We start from the raw sequence: 21,613 nt of genomic DNA on the forward strand, positions 1-21,613 counted from the left end.
ACTGAAAACACAGTCTGTGAATAATCCAGTTGAGAACGAAGATTTGCGCGTGTTCGTCGCCGTGGTGCGCAAGGCGGGCTTCGCCGCGGCCGCGCAGGAGCTCGGCATGTCGCCCGCCTATGTGAGCAAGCGCATCGGCATCCTGGAACAGTCCCTGGGCGTCCGGCTGTTCCAGCGTACCACGCGCCGCATCGTCATCACCGACGATGGCGAACGCGTGCTGGCCCATGCGCAGACCATCCTCGAGCACCTGGACAGCCTGGTCGACGCGGTCTCCGAACGGCGCCGCGAGCCGAGCGGGCGGGTGCGCATCTGCAGCAGCTTCGGTTTCGGCCGCAACGTGGTCGCGCCCGTCATCGCGCGGCTGGCGGCGGACTATCCCGGCCTGCAGATCCGTTTCGAGGTGTTCGACCGCCTGGTCGACATCGTGGAGGAGGGCTTCGACCTGGATGTGCGCATCGGCGACGTGATTCCGCCCCACCTGATCGCGCGGCGGCTGAAGGACAACCACCGCGTGCTGTGCGCATCGCCCGCCTACCTGGCGCGCCACGGCATGCCGAAGGTCCTGGCGGACCTGGCCAGCCACAACTGCCTGCCGATCAAGGAGCGCGACCACCCCTTCGGCACCTGGCGCCTGCGCGGCCGGCAGGGCGAAGAGACGGTCAAGGTGTCGGGCTCGCTGTCGACCAACCATGGCGAGATCGCACTGCGCTGGGCGCGCGAAGGCGCGGGCATCGTGCTGCGCTCGCTGTGGGACGTGCAGCCCTATCTGGCGGACGGCAGCCTGGTGCAGGTGCTGCCCGAGTATGCGCAGGAAGCGAACGTGTGGGCCGTGTATCCGCAGCGCCTGGCGGGTTCGGCCAAGGTGAGGGTGTGCGTGGAGATGCTGGAACGCTATCTGGCGGATGCGAAGCCGTGAGAAAGGGCGCATTTCGCGGCTGCCTGCGCATGCTAAGGTTCATCCGATCACATGCCTGGATGGAGCAGCAATGAGCGATACCGCAGCGCGCACGGAACGGATGAGAGACTTGTACGAGGCGGGCCGCTACGCCGATCTGCTCGTCCTCTTGCAGCAATCGCTCGCCGAGGCGGAGCTGGAAGTGGCGCCGGAGCGCACCCGCTTTTTTATGACAATGTTTCATTGGAAAATGCTAGTCGAAGACTACCCGCCGGCACGGGCTGAACTGGAAGCGGCACGGGACGAACAGGCGGCGCGCTTGTTCGCCGGCGACCTGTACGCGGGCCTGGACGACGATGCGGCCAAGGACGAGGATAGCTTCCGCCGTGTGCAGCGCTTCTCGCTCATCGCCGACATGAACAGGACGCTGGGAGATGCGCGCTCGACCCACGCACTGTTCGTGCGGCTGGATGCCGGGCAGCCGGCACTGGCACGGCAGTACGCCTATCTGGCGCTGCCGGAGGTGGTCGAAGTGGGGGATTTTGCGCTGGCGGACCGTTACCGCCATGATCCTCTCAGACTATTGGCGGAGGTCAATCGTGATTCCACGGCATGGCCACTTTTTCCGCCACCGATCCATCCGCGTATGTCCGCGCAATTGTCCAACTTGGTTCGTGACGTACGTATAGGTATCGACGTACTGCGCGGACTCGGGCGTGTGGCCGAAGCTGATGCATTACCGGAATCCCTGCTGTCTGGACTGGCGTCAGGCGAGCTGCGCGCGTGGGCGCAGCGCGAACTCGCCGAGCCCGGTTCGATCACCCGGCATTTTGTGGAATGTCAGATGGCACTGGAAGACCGGGCTTCGGAATGATGGGAAGAACGCCCCGTTTTTGTCCCGAAGCTCTGCTTCAATTAACGCTTGATAAACCCTGAATTCATCCTAAAGTGGAATGCTCCAGTGGTTTATTCCGCTTACTTTCAGGAGGTCAATCATGTTGCAACCTGCCGAAATTCAACAGCGTTTCCGTCACGTCCAGCAGACCATCAACCAAGCTGAAGAGGTCTGCCGCAACGACCAGAACATTCCGAACGAAATCCGCGATTGCATCCAGAAGCTGGCGCACGAGTCGAGCCGGGCGCAGGGCGTGATGCAGTCGAACGACCAGTCCGATATCGTCCAGTGCATCGACGACCTGGAAGCGATTGGCGATGAAGCCAAGCGGGTGTGCCGCAGCGCGCAGCCGTCGCCGCAGGTGCAGTCGATGGTGATGCGGGTGCATGATGAGTTGTCGGACTTTAAGCATCAGTTGCACTAAGATGCGCTACGGGTCTGCAGGCAAACTTAGGTTCCGGCCGAGGGGGACGCCGAGTCCCGGAACGACGGGTTTGGGCTTGCCACTAGCGCTTGATCCGTCGTCCCGGCGGAGGCCGGGACCCAAGTTCGCAGCACACTACCACCCCAACAAAAAACCGCGCCTCAGCGCGGTTTTTTCCATCACATCACACCACCCCTTTACCCCGCAAGGAAGCAATCTCCTCCTCACTGCGCCCCAGCACCTCGCGCAGCACTTCTTCCGTATGCTGCCCCAGCAAAGGCGGCGCCTTGTCGCTCGTCGCCGGCGTCGCCGACATCCTGATCGGGCTGCGCACCAGCTTGACCTTGCCCGCCTTGGGATGCGGCAGTTCGATCGCCACTTCGCGCGCCACCACCTGCTCGTTGGCGAACACTTCGCCGATGTCGTTGATCGGCCCGCAAGGCACGCCGCAGGCCTCCAGCAGCGCGATCCATTCGTCGCGCGTCTTTTCCTTGACCATCTCGGCCAGGACCGGCACCAGCAAGTCGCGGTTCTTCACGCGCAGCGGATTGGTCGCGAAGCGCGGATCCTGCCCCAGCTCGGGCCGCCCACCGGCCTCCACGAACTTCTGGTACTGCCCGTCGTTGCCGGTGGCGACGATGATGTGCCCGTCCGCGCAGGCGAAGGTCTGGTAGGGCACGATGTTGGCGTGCGCATTGCCCCAGCGCTTGGGTGGCTTGCCGCTGTTGAGGTAGTTGCTGCCCATATTGGCCAGCATCGCCACCTGGGTGTCGAGCAGGGCCATGTCGATGTGCTGGCCTTCGCCGCTGCGGTCGCGGTGGGTCAGCGCCGCCAGCACCGCCACCGTCGCATACATGCCGGTCATCAGGTCGGTCAGCGCCACGCCCGCCTTCTGCGGCCCGCCGCCCGGCAAGTCGTCGCGCTCGCCGGTCACCGACATCAGCCCGCCCATGCCCTGAATCAGGAAGTCGTAACCCGCGCGGTGCGCATACGGCCCGTCCTGGCCGAAGCCGGTGATCGAGCAGTAGACCAGGTCCGGCTTGATCTCCTTGAGCGAGGCATAGTCGAGTCCATAGCGTTTCAGGTGGCCGACCTTGAAGTTTTCCAGCACCACGTCGCAGTGCTTCACCAGCTCGCGCAGCAATGCCTGGCCGTCCGGGCTGGCGATGTCCACCGTGACCGAGCGCTTGCCGCGGTTGGCGGACAGGTAGTAGGCGGCCTCGCTGGTGTCGCGTCCTTCGGCATCCTTCGCGTAGGGCGGACCCCAGGCGCGGGTGTCGTCGCCGCTGCCCGGGCGCTCGATCTTGATCACGTCGGCGCCGAGGTCGGCCAGGTTTTGCGAGCACCAGGGCCCGGCGAGCACGCGCGACAGGTCGAGTACGCGGATGTGTCCCAGCGCTTTCGGCAGCGCCGAAGAATTGATACCGGATTGCGTCATGTGGCTGTTCTAGTGAAAGGTCGAGAAGCCTCGGATTATAGCTGGCCGCGTTCCACCGTCCGTACCGTGCGCGACGCAGGGGACAGGGCGCGTTCGATGAGCTCGAGCGCCAGTACAGGCTGGGCCGCGCCGCACATGAAGATGTCGGCGGCGGCGAAGCCGTGCTCGGGCCAGGTGTGGATCGAGATGTGCGATTCGGCCAGCAGCAGTACGCCGGTGACGCCCATGCCGGGGCCGAAGGTATGGAAATGGCTGTGCAGGATGCGCGCGCCGGCTCTCAGTGCGGCTTCGCGCAGCAGGGCGTCGATCGCATCCGGATCGGTGAGCAGGCCGGCCTCGATGCCGGCCAGGTCGGCCAGCAGGTGGATGCCGGCGGGGCGGTGAACCGTGCTCATTTGTGGCCGCTGCCCCCGCCGCCATAGTAGCCGGAGCCGCCCCCCGACCTGTAGCCGCGGCCACTGGACGAGCTCGAGGAGTCGAGCATGCTGAACCAGCAGACGATGGTGGTCACGATCGTGACGGCGATTGCATAGACGAAGTAACGCTTGTTCATGGCGCGTCAGTCCCTTTTCACGATATCGGGCGGGATGAACAGCGCCACCAGGCCGACCAGCATCCAGAGCATGGTCTCGCCGAAGTTGAATACCAGCGGAATGGCATTGAGCCCCAGGATCCACAGCAGGAACTTCCACTGCAGCTCGCTCAGCGACGGCGGCACCTTGTGTGTCGAGACCGGCACGGCCAGCCCGAACCAGGTGCGCACCTGGTCCGCAGCCACCGGCGTCGAGCGCGACCAGGTCAGTTCCGCCTCGGTGCTCTCCGCCGACAGGCTGGTCATGCCGCGTTCGAACTCGCGCACCCGCACGCGGTCTCCTGCCGCCACCTTCCAGTTGAAGGCTCCCGCCGCCCAGCTTACCCGTGCAGGGTAGTCCAGCGTGCGCTCATAGTCGACGTTGTGCAGCCTGGCTTTCGGCACAGAGGGCGTGCCCGGCTCCGGCCACTCGTCCAGGACCTCGGAGCGCCACCAGCCTTCGCTCGTTTCGACCAGCCAGAAGAACTTGCCGCGCGCGTTGTACAGCAGGTACTCGGTCCATTCCTCGCCATCGTCGTCGACGCGCCGCATGGCGCCGAGCAGGCGGAATTCCTGCTGGCCGATCTTCGCCACGGCGCCAAGCGACAAGGTCAGCGGAACCCGGTCCGTGCGCTCGCCGGCGGCCAGCACCTGGGCCTCGGGCGTGGCGGCGTCGATGCGCGCCGCGCAGGCCGGGCAGACTAGGTTGCTGGCCATCCCGGGCAGGTAGCCGATCGGGCTGCCGCAGGACGGGCATTGCAAGGCATCGACCTTGCCCCGGTAGCGGCCGGCCGTGGCCTTGATCGCCTCGTCGTCGCGCAGCAGCTGGCACTGCATCGCTTCGAGCGTGACGGCGCCCCCGGTGTAGAGGCGCGGCGTGTCGCCATCCGAATAATCGAGCGTGGCGAAGGAGGCCGCGCGGCGCAGGTCGACGACCAAGGCCTGCCAGCCGTCGCCGACACGGAAGGGCAGCTCGCCCTGGCCGCCGATGCAGGTCGCCACGCGCCGGTCGGAAACGACGAACAGGCCGCCGCCCAGGTCAACCTGGGCGCCCACCCTGGCCATGTCGAACGCCGGCCATTCCCTGGGCAGGGGACGTTCGGCGGTCACCGTGTACTGGCCGGAAGCGTCGCCCAGCCAGCCGGCTTCGCCGTCGTCGTACATCAGGTACCACTCGTTCCACATGCCGGCGTCGTAGCGCAGCTGGATGCGGCCGATCACGGTGAAGCCGCGCCCGCCGAGTTTGCCGGAGGTGCCGATCTGGATCGGCGAATAGTCCTCCAACACCTCGGACAGCTTGCCCAGGTCCTTCACCGCGCCCGGGTCCTTGTGCACCGTGGTGCGGCAGAACTCGCACACCGCCATGACGGAGGCGTGCGAGCGGAAGGAGACGGGGGCGCCGCAGGAAGGGCAGGAAACGCTCAGCATCTAGGTAAGTGCTCAGCCCAGCAGTTTCTTGAGCAGCTCGGCCTTGGTGCTGTCGTAATCGGCCTGCGAGATGAGTCCCTTGTCGAGCAGGCCCTTGAGCTTGCCCAGGCGGTCCTCGATCGAATCGCTCGACGCCGGGACGGCCGGCGGCTGCGGCGGGGCGAAGGCGCCGCTCATGCCCTGGGCCATGGCCTGGCCGATCGCGATGCCCGCGCCCGCGCCGGCGCCGATGCCGGCGATGCCGCCTTCGTTCTGGGCCGCCAGCGGAATGCTGCTGGCCACCTGGAACTGGGTGAAGCCGCCCATCTTGTCCGCGCCCAGGCTGGCCTTCATGCCGGCCGAGATGCGTTCGTCGAGCGCGGCCTGCAGTTCTTCCGGCAGGCTGACGCTGGTGACGTTGAATTCGTCCAGGCCCACGCCGTAGCGCGCGAAGGCCGCAGCCAGGTCGCCGCGGATCTGCTGCGCCATCAGGGTCTGGTTGGCCGCCATGTCGAGGAAGGCGATCTTGGACGCGCCCAGCGAGTTTGCCATGGTCGCCAGCAGGATGCCGCGCAGCTGGTCCTCGACCTCGTCGCGGGTGTAGGCCGCGCGCGTGCCGCTGATCTCGGTGAAGAACAGGCGCGGGTCCTGGATACGGTAGGAATACATGCCGAAGGCGCGCACGCGGATCATGTCGAAGTCCTTGTCGCGGATCGTCACCGGCTGGGTGGTGCCCCACTTGCGGCCCGTCTGGACGCGGGTGCTGAAGAAGTACACGTCCGACTTGAAGGGCGAGGCGAACAGCTTGTCCCAGTTCTTCAGGTTGGTCAGCACCGGCAGGGTGGAGGTGGTCAGGCGGTGCGTGCCCGGCCCGAACACGTCGGCGATGCGGCCTTCATCGACGAACACCGCGATCTGCGATTCGCGCACCACCAGGGTGGCGCCGTTCTGGATCTCGTAGTCCTCCATCGGATGGCGCCAGGCGAGTACGCCCTCCGTCTCCTCGTTCCATTGCAGGACGTCGAGAAACTGCTTCTTGATGAAAGAACCGAGCGACATGGCGGCCTCCGTATGCGAACTGAGTAAAGGGGTGGTGAATCAGGAAATGCTGCCGGCGTTGATCAGGCCGATGGACAGCGAAATGGCGCCGAGCAGGCCGCCGAAAGCCATGTTGTTGGCTTCGATCTGGTCTTTCGACATGCGCAGCAGGCGGGTGGCGATCACGAAGACGAGCACCTGCACCAGCATGGCGAAGGCGCCCCAGCCCAGGAACTGGACGTAGTCCCCCGTGTACATGAGGCTTGCGGCCACGGTGACCGAAAAGCCGAGCAGGGTGCCGCCCAGCGACAGCGCCGCCGCGCCATTCCCGGCGCGGATCAGGTGCACTTCGTCGTAGGGCGTGACGCGCGTGTAAACCACGAAGAAACCCATGACCAGGGCAACAGCCGTTGCCAGATGCAACAGATAGTTTAGGATGGCGGGCACCTCGTCCTCCACGGATAATGTCAGGTTGGCAGCACCGCGATCTTAGAGCAAAACAACAGGTATGACCAAAAAAATTCTCATTCTCTCCGTCTTTGTCGTCGCTTCATGCGGATTGGCTTACGAACTGATTGCCGGGGCGTTGTCGAGCTACCTGCTGGGCGACTCGGTGCTGCAGTTCTCGACCATCATCGGCTGCTACCTGTTCGCGATGGGCGTCGGCGCCCATCTGTCGAAATACGTGCGCGACGAAGACGTGCTGGCGCGCTTCGTCGACATCGAACTGGCGGTGGGCCTGATCGGCGGCGTCTCGGCCGCGCTGCTGTTCATGACCTTCACCTGGATGGCCGCGCCTTTCCGCACCGTGCTGTATGTGACGGTCTTCATGATCGGCGCCATGGTCGGCATGGAAGTGCCGCTGGTGATGCGCGCCCTGAACGAGCGCCGCACCGAATTCTCCGAGCTGGTGAGCCGGGTGCTGACCTTCGACTACCTGGGCGCGCTGGCCGTGTCGCTGCTGTTCCCGCTGGTGCTGGCCCCGCACCTGGGGCTGGTGCGCACCGGCTTCCTGTTCGGGATGCTGAATGTGGGCGTGGCGATCTGGACGCTCTACGTGTTCCGCGCCGAGCTGACCAACCTGGGCGGCCGGGCGATCCGCGCCGGCAGCGTGATGTTCGTACTGGCGCTGGGTTTCGGGCTGTCGGACCGCATGGTGGAGTGGGGCGAGCGCGGACTGTTCGGCGACGAAGTCGTGTACTCGACCACCACGCCTTACCAGCGCCTGGTGATCACGCGCTGGAAGGACGACCTGCGCCTCTACATCAACGGCAACCTGCAATTCTCCTCGCGCGACGAGTACCGCTATCACGAGGCGCTGGTGCATCCGGCCATGCAGGCCGCGCCCTGGGCGCGCAAGGTGCTGGTGCTGGGCGGCGGCGACGGCCTGGCCCTGCGCGAGGTGCTGCGCTATCCGAACGTACAGGAAGTGACCCTGGTCGACCTCGATCCGCAGATGACCGGAGCTTTCGCGACCAGGCCGGAACTGGTCAAGCTCAATGCCGGGGCGCTCAGGGACAAGCGGGTCAAGGTGATCAACGCCGACGCCGCCGTCTGGCTGCAGCGCGAGGCCGGGATGTACGACGTGGCCATCGTCGACTTTCCCGACCCGTCAAGCTTCGCCCTCGGCAAGCTGTACTCGGTGCCGTTCTACGGCATCCTGCGCAAGCACATCGCGGCCCACGGCATGATCTCGGTGCAGTCGACCTCGCCCTTCTTCGCGCCGCATGCCTACTGGACCATCGAGGCGACCTTGCGCGAAGTGGGGATGAAGACCTGGCCCTATCACCTGTATGTGCCGTCCTTCGGCGAATGGGGCTTCGTCCTGGCCTCGCCGCAGGGCAGCTTCACCCCGCCCGAGCGCTACACGCTGCCGATGCGCTACCTCGATGCCGAGACCACCCGCGCCATGTTCGCCTTCCCGCCCGACATGCAGCGCCTGCCGATGAAGCCGAACCGGCTCGATTCCCAGTCGCTGGTGCGCGAGTTCGAGGAAGACTGGCAGCAGGTGATCCGCTGATGGACCGGCGTTCCTTCATCGTCTCGGCCGCCGGGGCGGGGCTGGCGGGGCTGGCGAGCGCTGCGGGCTTCCTGCGCTGGCAGGAGATCACGCCCACGGTGCGCTACCCGGGCCGCATGGAAGGCCACCTTCTGCGCGACCGTGCCCAGCTGCCGCCATCCTCGGAAACCATCGAGACCGACGTGGCGATCCTCGGTTCCGGCATCGCCGGCCTGTCGGCCGCCTGGAAGCTGGACCGGCTGGGGCAGCGCGACTATCTGCTGTTCGACGGTCCCGAAGCCTTCGGCAACGCATCAAGCAGCCGCTACGGCGAATTCGCCTGCCCGACGGGCGCGCACTACCTGCCGCTTCCGGGCATGGAGGCGCTGCATGTGCGCGAGATGCTGGGCGACCTGGGCATCATCCAGGCCGGTGTCCTCGACGAGCGGCCTGTCTACGACGAGCGCTTCGTCCTGCACGGTCCCGAGGAGCGCCTGTTCATGCACGGGCACTGGCAGGACGGCCTGATGCCGGCGGAGGACCAGGCCGAGCAGCAGCGCTTCCTTGCCCACATGGACCTGCTGCGCCATGGGCGCGGCCGGGACGGGCGGCGCAGCTTCGCGTTTCCGGCGGCGCTGTCCTCCGGCGACCCGGCTTTCGACGGCCTGGACGCGATCAGTTTCGCCGCCTGGCTGGACCGCGCGGGCTACCGCTCGCCGGCGCTGCGCTGGTATCTCGACTACTGCTGCCGCGACGATTACGGCGCCGGCATCGCCCACGTGTCGGCCTGGGCCGGCGTGCATTACTTCGCGGGGCGCTGGGGGCGGGCGGCGAATGCCGAAGACAACGGGCTGCTGACCTGGCCGGGCGGGCTGTCGCCCATCGCCGAAGCGCTGGCCGCGCGGCCCGCCAGCAGGCGCCGTGCGGGAACGGCGGTGTCGGTGCGTGTGCGTGGCGGCAGGGCGGAAGCGCTGTGCTTCACGCTGGAGAGTGGCAAACCGCGCAGCTTCCTGGTGCGGGCGCGGCGCATCGTATGCGCGATGCCGCTGTTCGTCGCGGCGCGCGTGGTCGAGGACATCGGCGCGCTGGGCTTCGACGCCCGCCGCCACATGCCGGCCTACGCGCCCTGGATGGTCACCAACTTCCTGATGCGCGACTTCCCGCGCGAGCAGGGCGGGGCGCCGCTGGCCTGGGATAACGTCGTCTACGGCGGCAAGGGCCTGGGCTATGTGGTGTCGACCCACCAGGATATCCGCGTGCGGCCGCCCGAAAAGACCGTGTTCACGGCCTACATGGCGCTGGCGGACCGCACGCCGTTCGAGGCGCGGCGCTGGCTGCAGCAGGCCGCGCCCGCCGAGCTGATGGAGCTGGCGTCCAGCGACCTGCGCCAGGCCTACGGCTGGGCGTTTGCCGCCTGCGTGGAGCGGGCCGACATCACCCTGCGGGCGCATGCCATGGCGATCCCGGCGCCTGGCTTTCGCAGCAATGCAGGGCTGGCGGCGCTGCGCGAAGCGGACGGGCCGGTTTTGTTCGCGCACAGCGACCTGTCGGGCTTCTCCGTGTTCGAGGAAGCGGCGTGGTGGGGCTGCGAAGCGGCGCGCCGCTGCGCCGCCTAGGACTCCAGCAGCTTGGCTGCGAACTCGTCGCGTTCGCGGTCCACGATATCGTCCACCACGCGCTCGTCCAGGCCCATCGCTTCCAGCACGAAGGCCGACAGCTGCAGGCTTGCCTCCAGGGTCTCCGGCACCACAACGCTGGCTCCGGCCAGACGCAGGGCGCGGGCGTGCTTCTCGTCGCGCGAACGCACGAACAGGCGCACGTGGGGGAACTCGCGCCGGATGCCGCGCACCGCCTGCATGGCGGACGCCGGGTGGTCCATGGTCAGCACGATGGCGGGCGCTTCGTCGGCGTGCACGTGGCGCAGCAGTTCCGGGCGCGACGCGTTGCCGAAGTAGACCGGCATGCCTTCCGCATGCAGCTTCGAGACCAGCTTGGCGTCGTTCTCGAAGGCGACGAAGGGAATGTTCTGGTCCTTGAGCAGCTTGGCCAGCTGCTGGCCCACGCGGCCGAAGCCGGCGATGATGATGTGGCCGCGCGCCGAGGCCAGCGTGGCCTCGTCGGCCTCCGGCTGCTCCTGCCTGGGTTCCCAGCGCTCGCCGATCATGCTGCCCAGGCGCGCCAGCATCGGCGTGATGAACAGCGACAGCCCGACCGCCAGCATCACGCGTGCGCCCAGGGCCGGGTCCAGCACGCGGGTAGCGACGGCGTAGCCGATCACGATAAAGGCGAATTCGCCGCCCTGGCCCAGCAGCAGGCCGCCTTCGATGGCGCGGCCCCAGGACAGGTGGCCGATCCGGAACAGCATCACCACCACCACGGCCTTGATCAGCACCAGGCTGGCCACGAAGGCGGCCAGCCATAGCGGGGCTTCGAGGATCTGCCGCGTGTCGATATTCATCCCGACGGTCATGAAGAACAGGCCCATGAGCAGGCCCTTGAAGGGCTCGACCATCAGTTCGACCTCGTGCTTGAACTCGGTCTCGGCCAGCAGCAGGCCGGCGATCAGCGCGCCCAGCGCCATCGACAGCCCGGCCGCCGCCGACAGGGCGGCGATGCCGAAGGTGGACAGCAGGATCAAAGCCATGAAGACGTCCGGCTGGCGGTGGCGGGCGAAGGCGCGGAACAGCGGGTGGATCACGCGTCCGCCAGCAAGGTAAATCAGGGCGATGGCGCCTGCCGCTTTGGCCATCGTGACCAGGGCCAGCATCGCGACCCCGTCGCCGCCACCCTTGCCGAGGGCGCCGATCAGGATCAGGATCGGCACCACGGCCAGGTCCTGCAGCATCAGGACCGCGAAGGCTGCCTGGCCGAGGGGCGTGGCGGTGCTTTGCTGCTGGGTCATCAGCTGCATCACGACGGCGGTGGAGGAGAGCGAGAGCACCAGGCCGAGGATGACGGCGGTCGGGCTCGATTCACCGTAGAGGGTGAGGGCGCCGCCGATCAGGGCGGCGCTGAGGATCACCTGGGCGGTGCCGGCGCCGAATACCCAGCGCCGCATGGCCCACAGGCGGGCGGCGGAGAGTTCGAGGCCGATCATGAACATCAGGAACAGGACCCCCAGCTCGGCCAGCATCGAGACGCCTTCGCCGCTGGGGAAGGTGAAGACGCTCATGATCGGGTACTGGTCCGCCAGCAGGCCCAGGCCGTAGGGGCCTGCGATGGTGCCGACGGCCAGGAAGCCGAGGACCTGGTTGATGCGCAGGCGCTGCAGCAGGGGGATCAGGATGCCGGAGAGGATCAGGAAGAGGATGATCTCTCGCAGGAAGGGGAAGGCGTGTTGCTCTTGCACGTTGAATCGGCCTGGTAGTTAGTCGGGGGTGGGCCGGTGCATTGTAGCGTTTGATGCGCGTCTCCCGTCGGTTGTGGAGGGGATTGGCCGGGTATGTCGACTTCGGGAGGGAACTTGGGCCCCCGCCTTCGCGGAGGCCCAAGTTTGCACGCGTACCCGTAGCTTAGGTACCCGCCTGCACCGCCCCCAAATCCGTCGCCTCCTGCTGCCGGTGCCCGCTCGCCACCGGCTGCCGGCTCTCGGCCGTCATGACCAGCTCCTCCATCTCCACCGGATCGCCGGCACGCAGTTCGAGATAGCGTCCCAGCGCATCATCGAGCTTCGGCAGCAGCACCCCGCGCTCGCTGTGCAGGGCGCAGTAGGCAGGGCGCGCCGCCGCGAACCCGAGTTGTGCCCCGGTGCGCAGCTCCAGCCGGCTCGCATCGACCCCGGCCCGCTCCGCCGCGCGCAGCGCCAGCTCGGCCCAGGTGAGCTCGCCGCCGTTGGACAGGTGCCAGATTCCTTTCTCGCGGTCGATCGCCAGGTCCAGGCAGGCATGCACCAGGTCCGGCACGTAGGTCGGCGTGATGGTCAAATCGCTCGCCGCGACGAAGGGATCGCCGCGCTCCAGCGCTGCCAGCGCCAGGGTCACGAAGTTGTACTTGTCCCAGGGCCCGAAGAAGGCGCTGGTGCGCACCATCAGGGCGTCCGGGTTGCGGTCCAGGACGATGCGCTCCGCCTCGGCCTTGCTGCGGCCGTAGACGTTGAGCGGCGCTACCGGGTCGGATTCGACATAGGGCCGGTCCTGGCGGCCGTCGAACACCAGGTCGCTCGAGAAGCTGGTCAGGTGCACGCCGTGGCGCGCGCAGGCCGACGCCAGCACCGCCGGGCCGAACGCGTTTTCGCGCAGGCAGCGTTCGATGTCGGTCTCGGCGTCGTCCACCCGCACGTAGCCGGCGGTATTGATCACCGCCCAGGGCTTGTATTCGGCCAGCGCGCGCTCCACCGAATCCGGGTCGGCGATGTCCATGTCCTGGCGCGACAGCAGCTTGAAGTTGAGGTTGCGCTTCTGGCACACGCGGGCGAAGGCGCGGCCCAGGGTGCCGGTCGCGCCCAGCACCAGGATCGGCGCGGCGCCCGTGCCCACCAGGCGGTGGCCGTCGGCCGAGATCGAGGTCAGGGCGGCCGGGGTGGCCACCGGCGGGTGGCACAGGAAGCGCCCCGGACGGCGCCACCAGCCCTGGCCGCGCAGCACCGGGTGCGACAGCGGCGCGCCGGAGGACAGCTCGTGCATCATCTTCGCCAGCGCCGTCGGACGCGGCATGGGCGAGCGCACGTCGAAGGGGCCGGGCTCGTAATAGCCGCGGTTCGCGGTGACCAGACAATTCCAGTCGAAGGAGCCGAGCAGCGACCACACGGTGACGGCGCGCACGTCCACGCCATTGCGCTGCGACTGCTGGGCCGCTTCCCAGATCTCCAGCAGCCAGCGCAGCTGGTCTTCGCGGTTGGCGTCGATGTGGGCCTCGGTCACGGCCAGCGGGATGCGGTAGCGGTCCCAGATCTCGGCCAGCAGCGGCGCGATGCCGGCGGTCGGCGTGGCCAGCACGCGCGAGGCTTCGATGTCGGCGCAGGGCTTGCCGTCGGCCATGCCGCGGTGGTGTTCCGGGAAGCGCTCGGGACGGTGGTCGAGCCAGCGCTCGCTGGTAACGTAGTAGTTGACGCCGATGATGTCCGGCGGGCAGGTGTTGTCGCGGAACCAGAGGAATTCCTCGGCCGGGATGCCGGTCTTGGTCAGGTACTTCCACAGCTTGTGCTCCGGCCCGACCATCCCGCACAGCAGATCCCAGGCCAGCCAGCGGCGCTCGTTGTAGAAGTCCGCCACGTGGGCCATCTCGGGCGTGCTGTAGGTCTTGCCCAGGTCGTCGGTCTGGACCAGCTTGGCGTCCGGGTTCACCTTGCGGATGGCGCGCATGGACAGCACCACCGCGCGGCACTGGTTGAGCAGTGCCTGGATGAAGGTGCGGTCGTCGCGCCCGTGCGGGTACCACACGCCGTACAGGCCGGCGAAGCGGGCCGTGGTGCAGGGCTCGTTCACCGGGGTGTAATACTCGAGCCACGGATAGCGCGCGGCGACCGCGCCCGCATACTCCGCCAGCTGCTCGGCGAAGTTCGGATCGACGAGGCTGGTGCGCTGGGGCCCGCTGCCGTGGTGGATCAGGCCGGCGATCGGGTTGACGCCCGCCTCGCGCAGGGCGGGCAGGCGCTCGTCGGGCCAGGTCCAGTCTGCGCTGTCCAGGCCGTTCGGGGCCGTGCGTTCCCACAGGATCGGATAGCGAATTGCGCGAATGCCGAGCGAGGCGAACCGCTGGATGTCGCAGGCGCGCTCAGCGTGACCGTTGCGGTCGAGCTGGCTGAAATATTCGTCGCGGACGCGGTTGACCGTGCATTCAAGGCCGCCCCACAGTTCCAGCGGGCGGGTCGAAGTGTGTGTGCTCGTATTTAAATCCATAACATTCACCAATTAATTATTAGAATTTTTACAACAACGTGGTCTCAGGAGGGCGCCCGGATGAAAAAAGACCTTGTGGGGAGCCCTGCCTGCCGTGTCACGGGTGCGCAGCGGTTGACAGCGGGACGCCAACCTGCAACCATGCAACCCATGAACTTTCCGAAAGCACATCTGACGTTTCGTACCTGGTGGCGCCGCTCGTAACGCGCGGCCCCAGGAAATGATGTGCATTTCAAACAACGCCGCCTCGACTCAGGTGGCGTTTTTATATTGGCGCAGGATGATCGGGGCAAGAACAAGGAACCCCGATGAGCCAGCCAACCGCTAACCCTTCCACGCCTATCATCCTCACCGGCGACCGTCCGACCGGTCCGTTGCACCTCGGCCATTACGTCGGCAGCCTGCGCAACCGGGTCGCCTACCAGGACACCTACCGCCAGTTCGTGATGCTCGCGGACTCCCAGGCCCTGACCGACAACATGGATGACATCGGAAAGGTACACCGGAATGTTGTCGAGGTGGCGCTCGATTACCTTGCCGTAGGGATTGATCCGGCCAAGACCACCATCCTGATCCAGTCGCAGATCCCCGAACTGACCGAGCTCACCTTCTATTACCTGAACCTGGTGACCGTGGCGCGCCTGGAGCGCAACCCGACCGTGAAGCAGGAAATCATCCTGCGCGGCTTCGAGCGCGACATCCCGGCAGGCTTCCTGACCTACCCGGCCAGCCAGGCCGCCGACATCACCGCCTTCAAGGCCAGCGTGGTGCCGGTGGGCGAGGACCAGATCCCGATGATCGAGCAGTGCAACGAGATCGTGCGCAAGTTCAACCGCAACGCCGGCCGCGACATCCTGGTCGAGTGCAAGGCCATCGTGCCGGAAGTCGGCCGCCTGCCGGGCACCGACGGCAAGGCCAAGATGAGCAAGTCGCTGGGCAATACCATCAACCTGGGCGCCTCCGCCGACGAGATCCGCGCCGCGGTCAAGATGGTCTACACCGACCCGCTGCACCTGAAGGTTTCCGATCCGGGCCACCTGGAGGGCAACGTGGCCTTCATCTACCTGGACGCCTTCGATCCGGACAAGGAAGGCGTGGCCGCGATGAAGGAGCACTACACCCGTGGCGGCCTGGGCGACAGCGTGGTCAAGAAGCGCCTGGAAGGCGTGCTGCAGGAAATGCTGGCCCCGATCCGCGCGCGCCGCGAGGAATTCGCCAAGGACCGCGGCCAGGTGCTGCAGATCCTGAAGGAAGGCACCGCACGGGCGCGCGAGATCGCGGCCGTCACCACCGACGAAGTCAAGAAGGCGCTGGGCCTGTCCTACTTCTGATCGTGTCGCATGCAACCCGGGTATCGCCGCGCGGTACCGCGGGTAGCGCGCGCGGCAACCCTTGCGCCCGGCGCTGGCCGGGCCCCGTTCCCGATGGCACACTGGCGGCTCCACTAAGCTGAGAGGAGTCGCTCCATGGACAAAGGCTTGCGCCTGACCGAGAAATGGCTGCAGCGCGCGCTGTGGCTGGTTGCTTTCGTATTCGCCGGTTTCCTGATCGGCCTGGGCAGCCTGGTGGTCGGGAACCTGTGGGACGTCGAAGCTCCCCTGAGCGTCGAGCAGTTCATGGACCCGGCCAAGCTGGGGCAGGCCAGCCTCGACCGCCGCCAGGCCGGCGAGCGGCTGGACGCGGCCCGGGAACGCCTGGAGCAGGCGACCCAGAAGCACAGCGTCGCCCAATCCAATACGCGCTCGGCGCGCGCCACCTTCGACAACTGGCTGGCCACGCGCCAGGCCACCGCGCGCCCTAGCCAGGATCCCGAGCTGGTCGCCCGCACCAGGGCCCTCGACGCGCTCGAAGCCGAGGAGCGCAAGGCCCTCGGCGCGGTCGAGGCCGAGCAGCAGGCCATGCTCGACGCCACCCAGGCCGCCGAGCGCGCCCAGGCGCAGCTGGACCGGCTGGAAGCGCCCGCCCATGAAGCCTACGCCAAGGCTTCCAAGGCCAAGGAGCTGCGGGTCTTCCTGTACCGCCTGGCAGTGACCCTGCCGCTGCTGCTGATCGCCGCCTGGCTGTTCAAGCACAAGCGCAAGACGCCCGACTGGCCGTTCGCCTGGGGCTTCATCCTGTTCGCGCTGTTCGCCTTCTTCGTGGAACTGGTGCCTTACCTGCCCAGCTACGGCGGCTATGTGCGCTACCTGGTGGGCATCGGCCTTACTTTCGTGGCGGGCCGCTATGCGATCCGCTGGCTGCAGGCCTACCTGGCGCGCCAGAAGGCGGCCGAGGCGCTGCCCGACGTCGAACGACGCCAGACCATGCGCTACGACCTGGCGCTGGCCCGGCTCGGCAAGAGCGTGTGTCCGGGCTGCGAGCGCCAGGTCGACCTGAAGGACAGCAGCATCGACTTCTGTCCGCACTGCGGCATCGGCCTGTTCGACCGCTGCGGCTGCTGCAGTACGCGCAAGAACGCGTTCGCGCGCTTCTGCTTTTCGTGCGGGACAGCGGCCAATACCACCCTGGCCGACTGACATCAACTGGTCAGGATCTAGTCACGCAAGTCGGCCGGCACCTTGCCGCCGTTGGCCGCCAGCTTGTTCATGACCTGGCGGTGCAGCCAGATGTTCATGGTGGCCGAATCGTTGGTGTCGCCGGTGTAGTGCAGCTCGGCCGCCAGCTCCTTGCGCGAAGCAAGGCTGCTGTCCAGGTTGAGCAGCTTGAGCAGGTCGACGATCGAGGTGCGCCAGTTCAGCTGCTGGCCGGACGACTTCTGCATGTCGTTGAGGATCTGCTCCACGTCGACCTGCTGCATCGGCGCCGCCTGGGCCTGGGCTTGCGCTTGAGCCTGCGGTGCGGCCGGGGCGCTCGGGGCCGGAGCCGCTGGCTTGGGTGCCTGCGCCTGTGCCGGAGCGGGGGCCGGCTTCGGCGCCGAGCCCGGGAAGATCTTGTGGAAGATATTGCTCAGAATGCCCATGATGTCCTCGCTGGTTGTTGTTGGTTCGAAAGACGGCTCACTGCGGTTCGCCTGCTTATTGCTTGCGCATGTTCTGCGCCATGTGGCCGAGCGCGATCGCCAGCGCCGCGCCGCCGATGGCCTTGACCAGGGTCGGGTTGTCGGCGTAGAAGTCGCTCATGCGGTCGACGATGCTCGGGTTCTGCTGCTCGGCCTTCTCGGCCAGTTCGCGCACCTGTTCCGGCGAGACTTGCGAGGCCTGTTCCGGCGTCACCTGGGTCGGCGTGCGGCCGCCGAAGATGTTGCCGAGGTTGCCGAGGCCGCCGTTGCCGAGCTGCGCCAGCACGGTCGGGCCGAGGGTGGCCAGGATCTGGTTCAGCATGCCCGCGCGCTGGTTCGGATTGCTTTGCCCGAACAGCTGGCTCACCATTTGCGGGAAGGGCGGGGTCTGGTCCGAGCGCAGCGCGCCGGCCACGCCCTGGGAGACGGTCTCGCGCGGCGCAGCCTGGGCCACGCGGTCGAAGTCGTCGGTCGCGGCGTTCGGGTTCATGTTGGCGGCGCCGCCGAGGTATTGCTGCAACAGGTTGCCTAGATCAAAAGCCATGTCGTTCTCCTGCTTGTCCGGGGTTGAAGGTCGAGGGTAGGCGTTTTGACATGCCTTTCTCTGTTCGTTAACGAACGGTGAAGCCGCAAAGCCTTGTCTTTTTTGCCATATGGACATTCCCCAGGCAGAAACGTAAGCTGTCGCCATGCCTTATTTCCCCCTGATCCTGTTCGCCGGGCTCTACCTGTTCGCGACCCTGGCCTGGTCCCTGCCGCTGCTGGTGGGCGCGGCCTACCTGGTGACCAGCCTGACCTGCTTCGTCGCCTACGCCCTCGACAAGTCCGCAGCCCGCGCCAAGGCCTGGCGCACCCCCGAGGCGACCTTGCTGGTGCTGGGCCTGGTGGGCGGCTGGCCGGGGGCGCTGCTGGCCCAGCAATGGCTGCGCCACAAGACCGCCAAGACCTCGTTCCAGTGGAAATTCCACCTGACGGTGGCGCTGAACATCGGCCTGTTCTTCTGGCTGTCGCGGCAGTTCGGCCTGTCTCGAATCTGATCCAACCCAAGGAGCGGCGCATGTGGCGATACCCCCGGATCCTGGCCCACCGCGGCGGCGGCACCCTCGCTCCCGAGAACACCTATGCCGCTCTGCGCCGCGGCATGGAGCAGGGTTTTCGCGCCATCGAGTTCGACATCATGCTGGCGCGCGACGGCGTGCCGGTGGTCCTGCACGACGCCGTCCTGGGCCGCACGGTGAATGGCAGCGGGCATGTCCACGACTATGACGCGGCCGAGCTGGCGGCCATGGATGCGGGCGGCTGGTTCGCGCAAGGCTTTCTCGGGGAGCCGGTGCCGCTGTTCGTCGAATTCGCCCAGTTCTGCAAGGCGCACGGCGTGTGGATGAACATGGAGATCAAGCCGGCGCCCGGTTTCGAGCGCGCCACCGGCGAGACCGTCGCGCGCATCGCGGCCGCCCTGTTCGCCGGCGAGCTGGAGGAGGGCGGTGAGGCGATCGGCCGCGTGCCCCTGCTGTCCTCGTTCAGCCATGCGGCGCTGGAGGCGGCCATGGCGGCCGCGCCCCGGGTGCCGCGCGCCTGCCTGATGGAGCGCCTGGCGCCCGACTGGGAGCGCATCGCCCGCTCCGTGGAGGCGGTCGCGATCCACGCCTGTCACCGCTACCTGACGCGCGAGCAGGCGCGCGCCGTGAAGGAGGCCGGCTTCGGGCTGTTCTGCTACACGGTCAACGACCCGGCCCGCGCCCGCGAGCTGCTGGACTGGGGTGTGGACGCCTTCTGCACCGACCGCATCGACCTGATCAGGCCGGATTTCCGGTGATGTGCGCCCGCGCGCAAAATTCTCTTAACTAACACTCAAGAAGTTTGACAGGTTGTCGTTAAGTACAGACAACCACCCCTAGGGTATGGCAAAAATGTCATTGTCAATCAATTCAAATTCGCTGTCGCTGAACGCGCAGCGCAGCCTAGACACGCACGTGAAGGACCAGGCGAAGCTGATCTCGCGCCTGACGACCGGCGTGCGCATCGGCAGCGCCGCCGACGACCCGGCCGGCCAGGCCATTGCCTCGCGCATGTCGTCCGGCCTGCGCGGCATCAGCCAGGCGATCCGCAGCATCAACGATGCGAGCTCGATGCTGCAGGTGGCCGACAGCGCCATGGCCAGCGTCACCGACAGCCTGCAGCGCCTGCGCGAGATGGCGGTGGCGGCCGGCAACGGCAGCTATGGCGACGGCGACCGCGACTCCCTGCAGAAGGAGGCGGCGCAACTGCTCCATCACATCACCCAGGTGGGCGAGCAAACCAGGTTCAATGGCGAAGCGGTATTTGCCCAGGAAACGGCCAGTATCGGCGGCGAGGCGAAGCGGCGCGCGGTGCTCGACGGCCTCAAGTCCGGCTGGCTGAGCGCGGCTGAGGACATGATCAAGAAGTATTACGGGCTGGAGGGCGACGGCGCCAAGATGATCGTCAACCTGGAGACCAGCGACGGCCCATCGACCGTGCTGGCCTCGGTCGGCCCGGTGGCCGGCGGCGTGCAGATGAACATCGACATGGCCGACTTCGGCACCGCGGCCACGCCGGACGGCGGCACCGCCTTCCTGTACAGCGACCGCATCGTCGCGCACGAGATGACCCACGCCGTCATGTTCCGCAGCGTGAACATGGGCGGGCTTCCCAAATGGTTCATCGAAGGCACGGCCGAGCTGATCCAGGGCGCGGACGAGCGCCTGGCGGGCGCGGCGGCGGGCGGCTCGGCGGCCCTGGTGACCGACACGGCGAACGGCGTCTTCAGCTACGAAGGCTCCTACGCCGCCAGCCGCTACCTGCATGCGCGCATGAAGGAGCTGGGCGTGGAGGGCGGTATCAAGGGCGTCATGCAGCACTTGACGACGCACCGTTCGGATAACCTGAGCCAGGCTTTGGCGACGGTCAGCCGTGGCGAGTATGCCGACGAGGCCGCCTTCCTGGCCGATTTCAGGGCGAACGGCGAGGATTTCATCGACAACAAGATGAACCTGGCCAACGCAGACACCGGGGCGATCGGCGGCCTGGATGCGGACGGCGGGCCGGTGTTCGACGCCAGGAAGGTGGTAGCGGACGCCGGCACCAATAACGCCAGCGACGGCCTGTCCGGCTTCGCGGTCGAGTATCCGGAGCTGGGCGGCGCGACCGGCACGCGCAAGGTACAGGTGCAGGTGGGCGACGGGGCGGGGGATTTGATCGAGCTGCAGTTCTCGTCCATGAATGCGTCCGCGCTGGGCTTGGCCGACTTGGATATGCGCAGATCGTCGGTGGCGCTGCTGCACATCGACCAGGCGCTGGAATTCGTCAACCAGCAGCGGGTGGCGGCGGGAGCGTCGAGCAACCGGCTGGACATGGCGGTCAACGCGCTGCAAACCAATTCCCAGAACCTGGCGACGGCGCGCGAACGCATCGAGGGCGTCGACTACGCCACCAGCGCGGCGGGGCTGACCCGTGCCCAGATCCTGCAGCAGGCGGCGTCGGCGATGCTGGCGCAGGCTAATACCCAGCCGAGGGCGGTGCTGACCTTGTTGCGGTAATCGCAAGCTTTTCGGCTGTTCGAGCAAACTTGGGTCCCGGCCTTCGCGGGGACGACGTTGGTTTAGGAGCGGGTGAATACCGTTCAACAGACTTCGGACACGTCCCTACGAACCGTCGTGCCCGGGGCGGGCGGGGGCCCCCGGGGCCCCCGCCCCCCCGCCGGGGGGGGGGGGGGGGGGGGGGGGGGGGGGGGGGGGGGGGGGGGGGGGGGGGGTTGGGGGGGGGGGGGGGGGGTGGGGGGGGCCGGGGGGGGGGGGGGGGGGGGGGGCGCCCCCCCCCCCCCCCCCAAAAACCCTGTCCCCCCCCCCCCCCCCCCCCCCCACGGTTTTACGGCTAGTGGTGTAAGGAGAGACTGGCGTACTTGCGAGGCTTGTCAAAACCACCACCCCGCGCACGATTGACCTCAGGTGACATCAAGAATTGTCACCCCACGCTACAATACGCCCGTCAGTGGAAGAACACCATCAAGGCCCCGGTCAGGGCCTCGGTTTCCAGCAACAGCCAGGTGGCTGCAGTTGCCAGCGCCAGGTGGACTGCGGTCCACGTGATT

General features: G+C 67.1%; 21 protein-coding genes. 10 read left to right on the forward strand and 11 right to left on the reverse strand.

Annotated features, from left to right (window positions below; genetic code table 11):
- The first annotated feature begins 16 nt into the window (after positions 1 to 16).
- From J8847_RS03700 to J8847_RS03710, 3 genes are all read left to right on the forward strand, one after another.
- Positions 17 to 919: a LysR substrate-binding domain-containing protein gene (locus J8847_RS03700; RefSeq protein ID WP_211523333.1), complete on the forward strand. Its 903-nt coding sequence runs from the start codon at positions 17 to 19 to the stop codon at positions 917 to 919.
- Positions 920 to 989: 70 nt separating this feature from the next.
- The gene (locus J8847_RS03705; protein WP_211523334.1) at positions 990 to 1,772 is read left to right on the forward strand and encodes a hypothetical protein; all 783 of its coding nucleotides are present in this window, start codon (positions 990 to 992) and stop codon (positions 1,770 to 1,772) included.
- A gap of 121 nt (positions 1,773 to 1,893) precedes the next feature.
- Positions 1,894 to 2,217, forward strand: a complete 324-nt coding sequence (locus J8847_RS03710) for a hypothetical protein (RefSeq protein ID WP_211523335.1) — start codon at positions 1,894 to 1,896, stop codon at positions 2,215 to 2,217.
- Positions 2,218 to 2,401: 184 nt separating this feature from the next.
- On the opposite strand, the gene J8847_RS03715 is transcribed toward J8847_RS03710, so the two are convergent.
- Genes J8847_RS03715 through J8847_RS03740 form a run of 6 tightly spaced genes read right to left on the reverse strand, consistent with a single transcriptional unit; the run spans position 2,402 to position 7,118 of the window.
- Entirely contained in the window at positions 2,402 to 3,655 is a 1,254-nt protein-coding gene (locus J8847_RS03715) for a CaiB/BaiF CoA-transferase family protein (protein WP_211523336.1), read from the reverse strand.
- Between the two features lie 35 nt (positions 3,656 to 3,690).
- Positions 3,691 to 4,050, reverse strand: coding sequence for an adenosylmethionine decarboxylase (speD, locus tag J8847_RS03720; protein ID WP_211523337.1), 360 nt, complete (start codon positions 4,048 to 4,050; stop codon positions 3,691 to 3,693).
- Entirely contained in the window at positions 4,047 to 4,208 is a 162-nt protein-coding gene (locus J8847_RS03725) for a hypothetical protein (protein WP_211523338.1), read from the reverse strand. The genes speD and J8847_RS03725 overlap by 4 nt, the downstream gene beginning before the upstream one ends.
- Before the next feature lie 6 nt (positions 4,209 to 4,214).
- Positions 4,215 to 5,654, reverse strand: a complete 1,440-nt coding sequence (locus J8847_RS03730) for a DUF4178 domain-containing protein (RefSeq protein ID WP_211523339.1) — start codon at positions 5,652 to 5,654, stop codon at positions 4,215 to 4,217.
- Positions 5,655 to 5,666: 12 nt separating this feature from the next.
- A complete protein-coding gene (locus J8847_RS03735) occupies positions 5,667 to 6,692 on the reverse strand; it encodes an SPFH domain-containing protein (protein WP_211523340.1) in 1,026 nt (341 codons plus the stop codon).
- Positions 6,693 to 6,731: 39 nt separating this feature from the next.
- A complete protein-coding gene (locus J8847_RS03740) occupies positions 6,732 to 7,118 on the reverse strand; it encodes a DUF350 domain-containing protein (RefSeq protein ID WP_211523341.1) in 387 nt (128 codons plus the stop codon).
- A 61-nt stretch (positions 7,119 to 7,179) separates the two neighbouring features.
- Between J8847_RS03740 and J8847_RS03745 the strand changes: the two genes are divergently transcribed.
- The gene (locus J8847_RS03745; RefSeq protein WP_211523342.1) at positions 7,180 to 8,691 is read left to right on the forward strand and encodes a polyamine aminopropyltransferase; all 1,512 of its coding nucleotides are present in this window, start codon (positions 7,180 to 7,182) and stop codon (positions 8,689 to 8,691) included.
- A complete protein-coding gene (locus tag J8847_RS03750; protein ID WP_211523343.1) occupies positions 8,691 to 10,286 on the forward strand; it encodes an FAD/NAD(P)-binding protein in 1,596 nt (531 codons plus the stop codon). The genes J8847_RS03745 and J8847_RS03750 overlap by 1 nt, the downstream gene beginning before the upstream one ends.
- Here J8847_RS03750 and J8847_RS03755 read toward each other — a convergent pair.
- Together J8847_RS03755 and J8847_RS03760 are read right to left on the reverse strand one after the other, a co-directional pair.
- Positions 10,283 to 12,019, reverse strand: a complete 1,737-nt coding sequence (locus J8847_RS03755) for a cation:proton antiporter (protein ID WP_211523344.1) — start codon at positions 12,017 to 12,019, stop codon at positions 10,283 to 10,285. The two genes, J8847_RS03750 and J8847_RS03755, sit on opposite strands and share 4 nt — an antisense overlap.
- A 163-nt stretch (positions 12,020 to 12,182) precedes the next feature.
- Positions 12,183 to 14,507: a family 1 glycosylhydrolase gene (locus tag J8847_RS03760; protein ID WP_211523345.1), complete on the reverse strand. Its 2,325-nt coding sequence runs from the start codon at positions 14,505 to 14,507 to the stop codon at positions 12,183 to 12,185.
- A gap of 308 nt (positions 14,508 to 14,815) precedes the next feature.
- Between J8847_RS03760 and trpS the strand changes: the two genes are divergently transcribed.
- Entirely contained in the window at positions 14,816 to 15,838 is a 1,023-nt protein-coding gene (trpS, locus tag J8847_RS03765; RefSeq protein ID WP_211523346.1) for a tryptophan--tRNA ligase, read from the forward strand.
- A 135-nt stretch (positions 15,839 to 15,973) separates the two neighbouring features.
- Positions 15,974 to 17,023 (forward strand): zinc ribbon domain-containing protein, encoded by a 1,050-nt coding sequence (locus J8847_RS03770; RefSeq protein ID WP_211523347.1) that lies wholly within the window; start codon positions 15,974 to 15,976, stop codon positions 17,021 to 17,023.
- A 17-nt stretch (positions 17,024 to 17,040) separates the two neighbouring features.
- Here the strand turns inward: J8847_RS03770 and J8847_RS03775 are convergent, their stop codons facing one another.
- Together J8847_RS03775 and J8847_RS03780 are read right to left on the reverse strand one after the other, a co-directional pair.
- Entirely contained in the window at positions 17,041 to 17,466 is a 426-nt protein-coding gene (locus J8847_RS03775; RefSeq protein ID WP_211523348.1) for a DUF3597 domain-containing protein, read from the reverse strand.
- A gap of 55 nt (positions 17,467 to 17,521) precedes the next feature.
- The gene (locus tag J8847_RS03780; protein ID WP_229429856.1) at positions 17,522 to 18,049 is read right to left on the reverse strand and encodes a hypothetical protein; all 528 of its coding nucleotides are present in this window, start codon (positions 18,047 to 18,049) and stop codon (positions 17,522 to 17,524) included.
- A gap of 145 nt (positions 18,050 to 18,194) precedes the next feature.
- Here J8847_RS03780 and J8847_RS03785 point away from each other — a divergent pair, with 145 nt between their 5' ends.
- The 3 genes from J8847_RS03785 (at position 18,195) to J8847_RS03795 (ending at position 21,062) form a co-directional block, all read left to right on the forward strand.
- Positions 18,195 to 18,542 carry a DUF1294 domain-containing protein gene (locus J8847_RS03785; RefSeq protein WP_211523349.1) on the forward strand — a complete coding sequence of 116 codons (348 nt, stop codon included), beginning with the start codon at positions 18,195 to 18,197 and terminating at the stop codon, positions 18,540 to 18,542.
- 20 nt (positions 18,543 to 18,562) lie between these two features.
- Positions 18,563 to 19,321: a glycerophosphodiester phosphodiesterase gene (gene ugpQ, locus J8847_RS03790; RefSeq protein ID WP_211523350.1), complete on the forward strand. Its 759-nt coding sequence runs from the start codon at positions 18,563 to 18,565 to the stop codon at positions 19,319 to 19,321.
- Between the two features lie 100 nt (positions 19,322 to 19,421).
- Positions 19,422 to 21,062, forward strand: coding sequence for a flagellinolysin (locus tag J8847_RS03795; protein ID WP_211523351.1), 1,641 nt, complete (start codon positions 19,422 to 19,424; stop codon positions 21,060 to 21,062).
- 105 nt (positions 21,063 to 21,167) lie between these two features.
- On the opposite strand, the gene J8847_RS03800 is transcribed toward J8847_RS03795, so the two are convergent.
- Complete coding sequence (locus tag J8847_RS03800; protein ID WP_211523352.1) at positions 21,168 to 21,440, reverse strand: hypothetical protein; 273 nt, start codon at positions 21,438 to 21,440, stop codon at positions 21,168 to 21,170.
- Positions 21,441 to 21,613: the final 173 nt, after the last annotated feature.

Origin of the sequence: Massilia sp. AB1 (assembly GCF_018119385.1) — a bacterium.
In the GTDB taxonomy this organism is placed as follows: Bacteria; Pseudomonadota; Gammaproteobacteria; order Burkholderiales; family Burkholderiaceae_D; genus Telluria.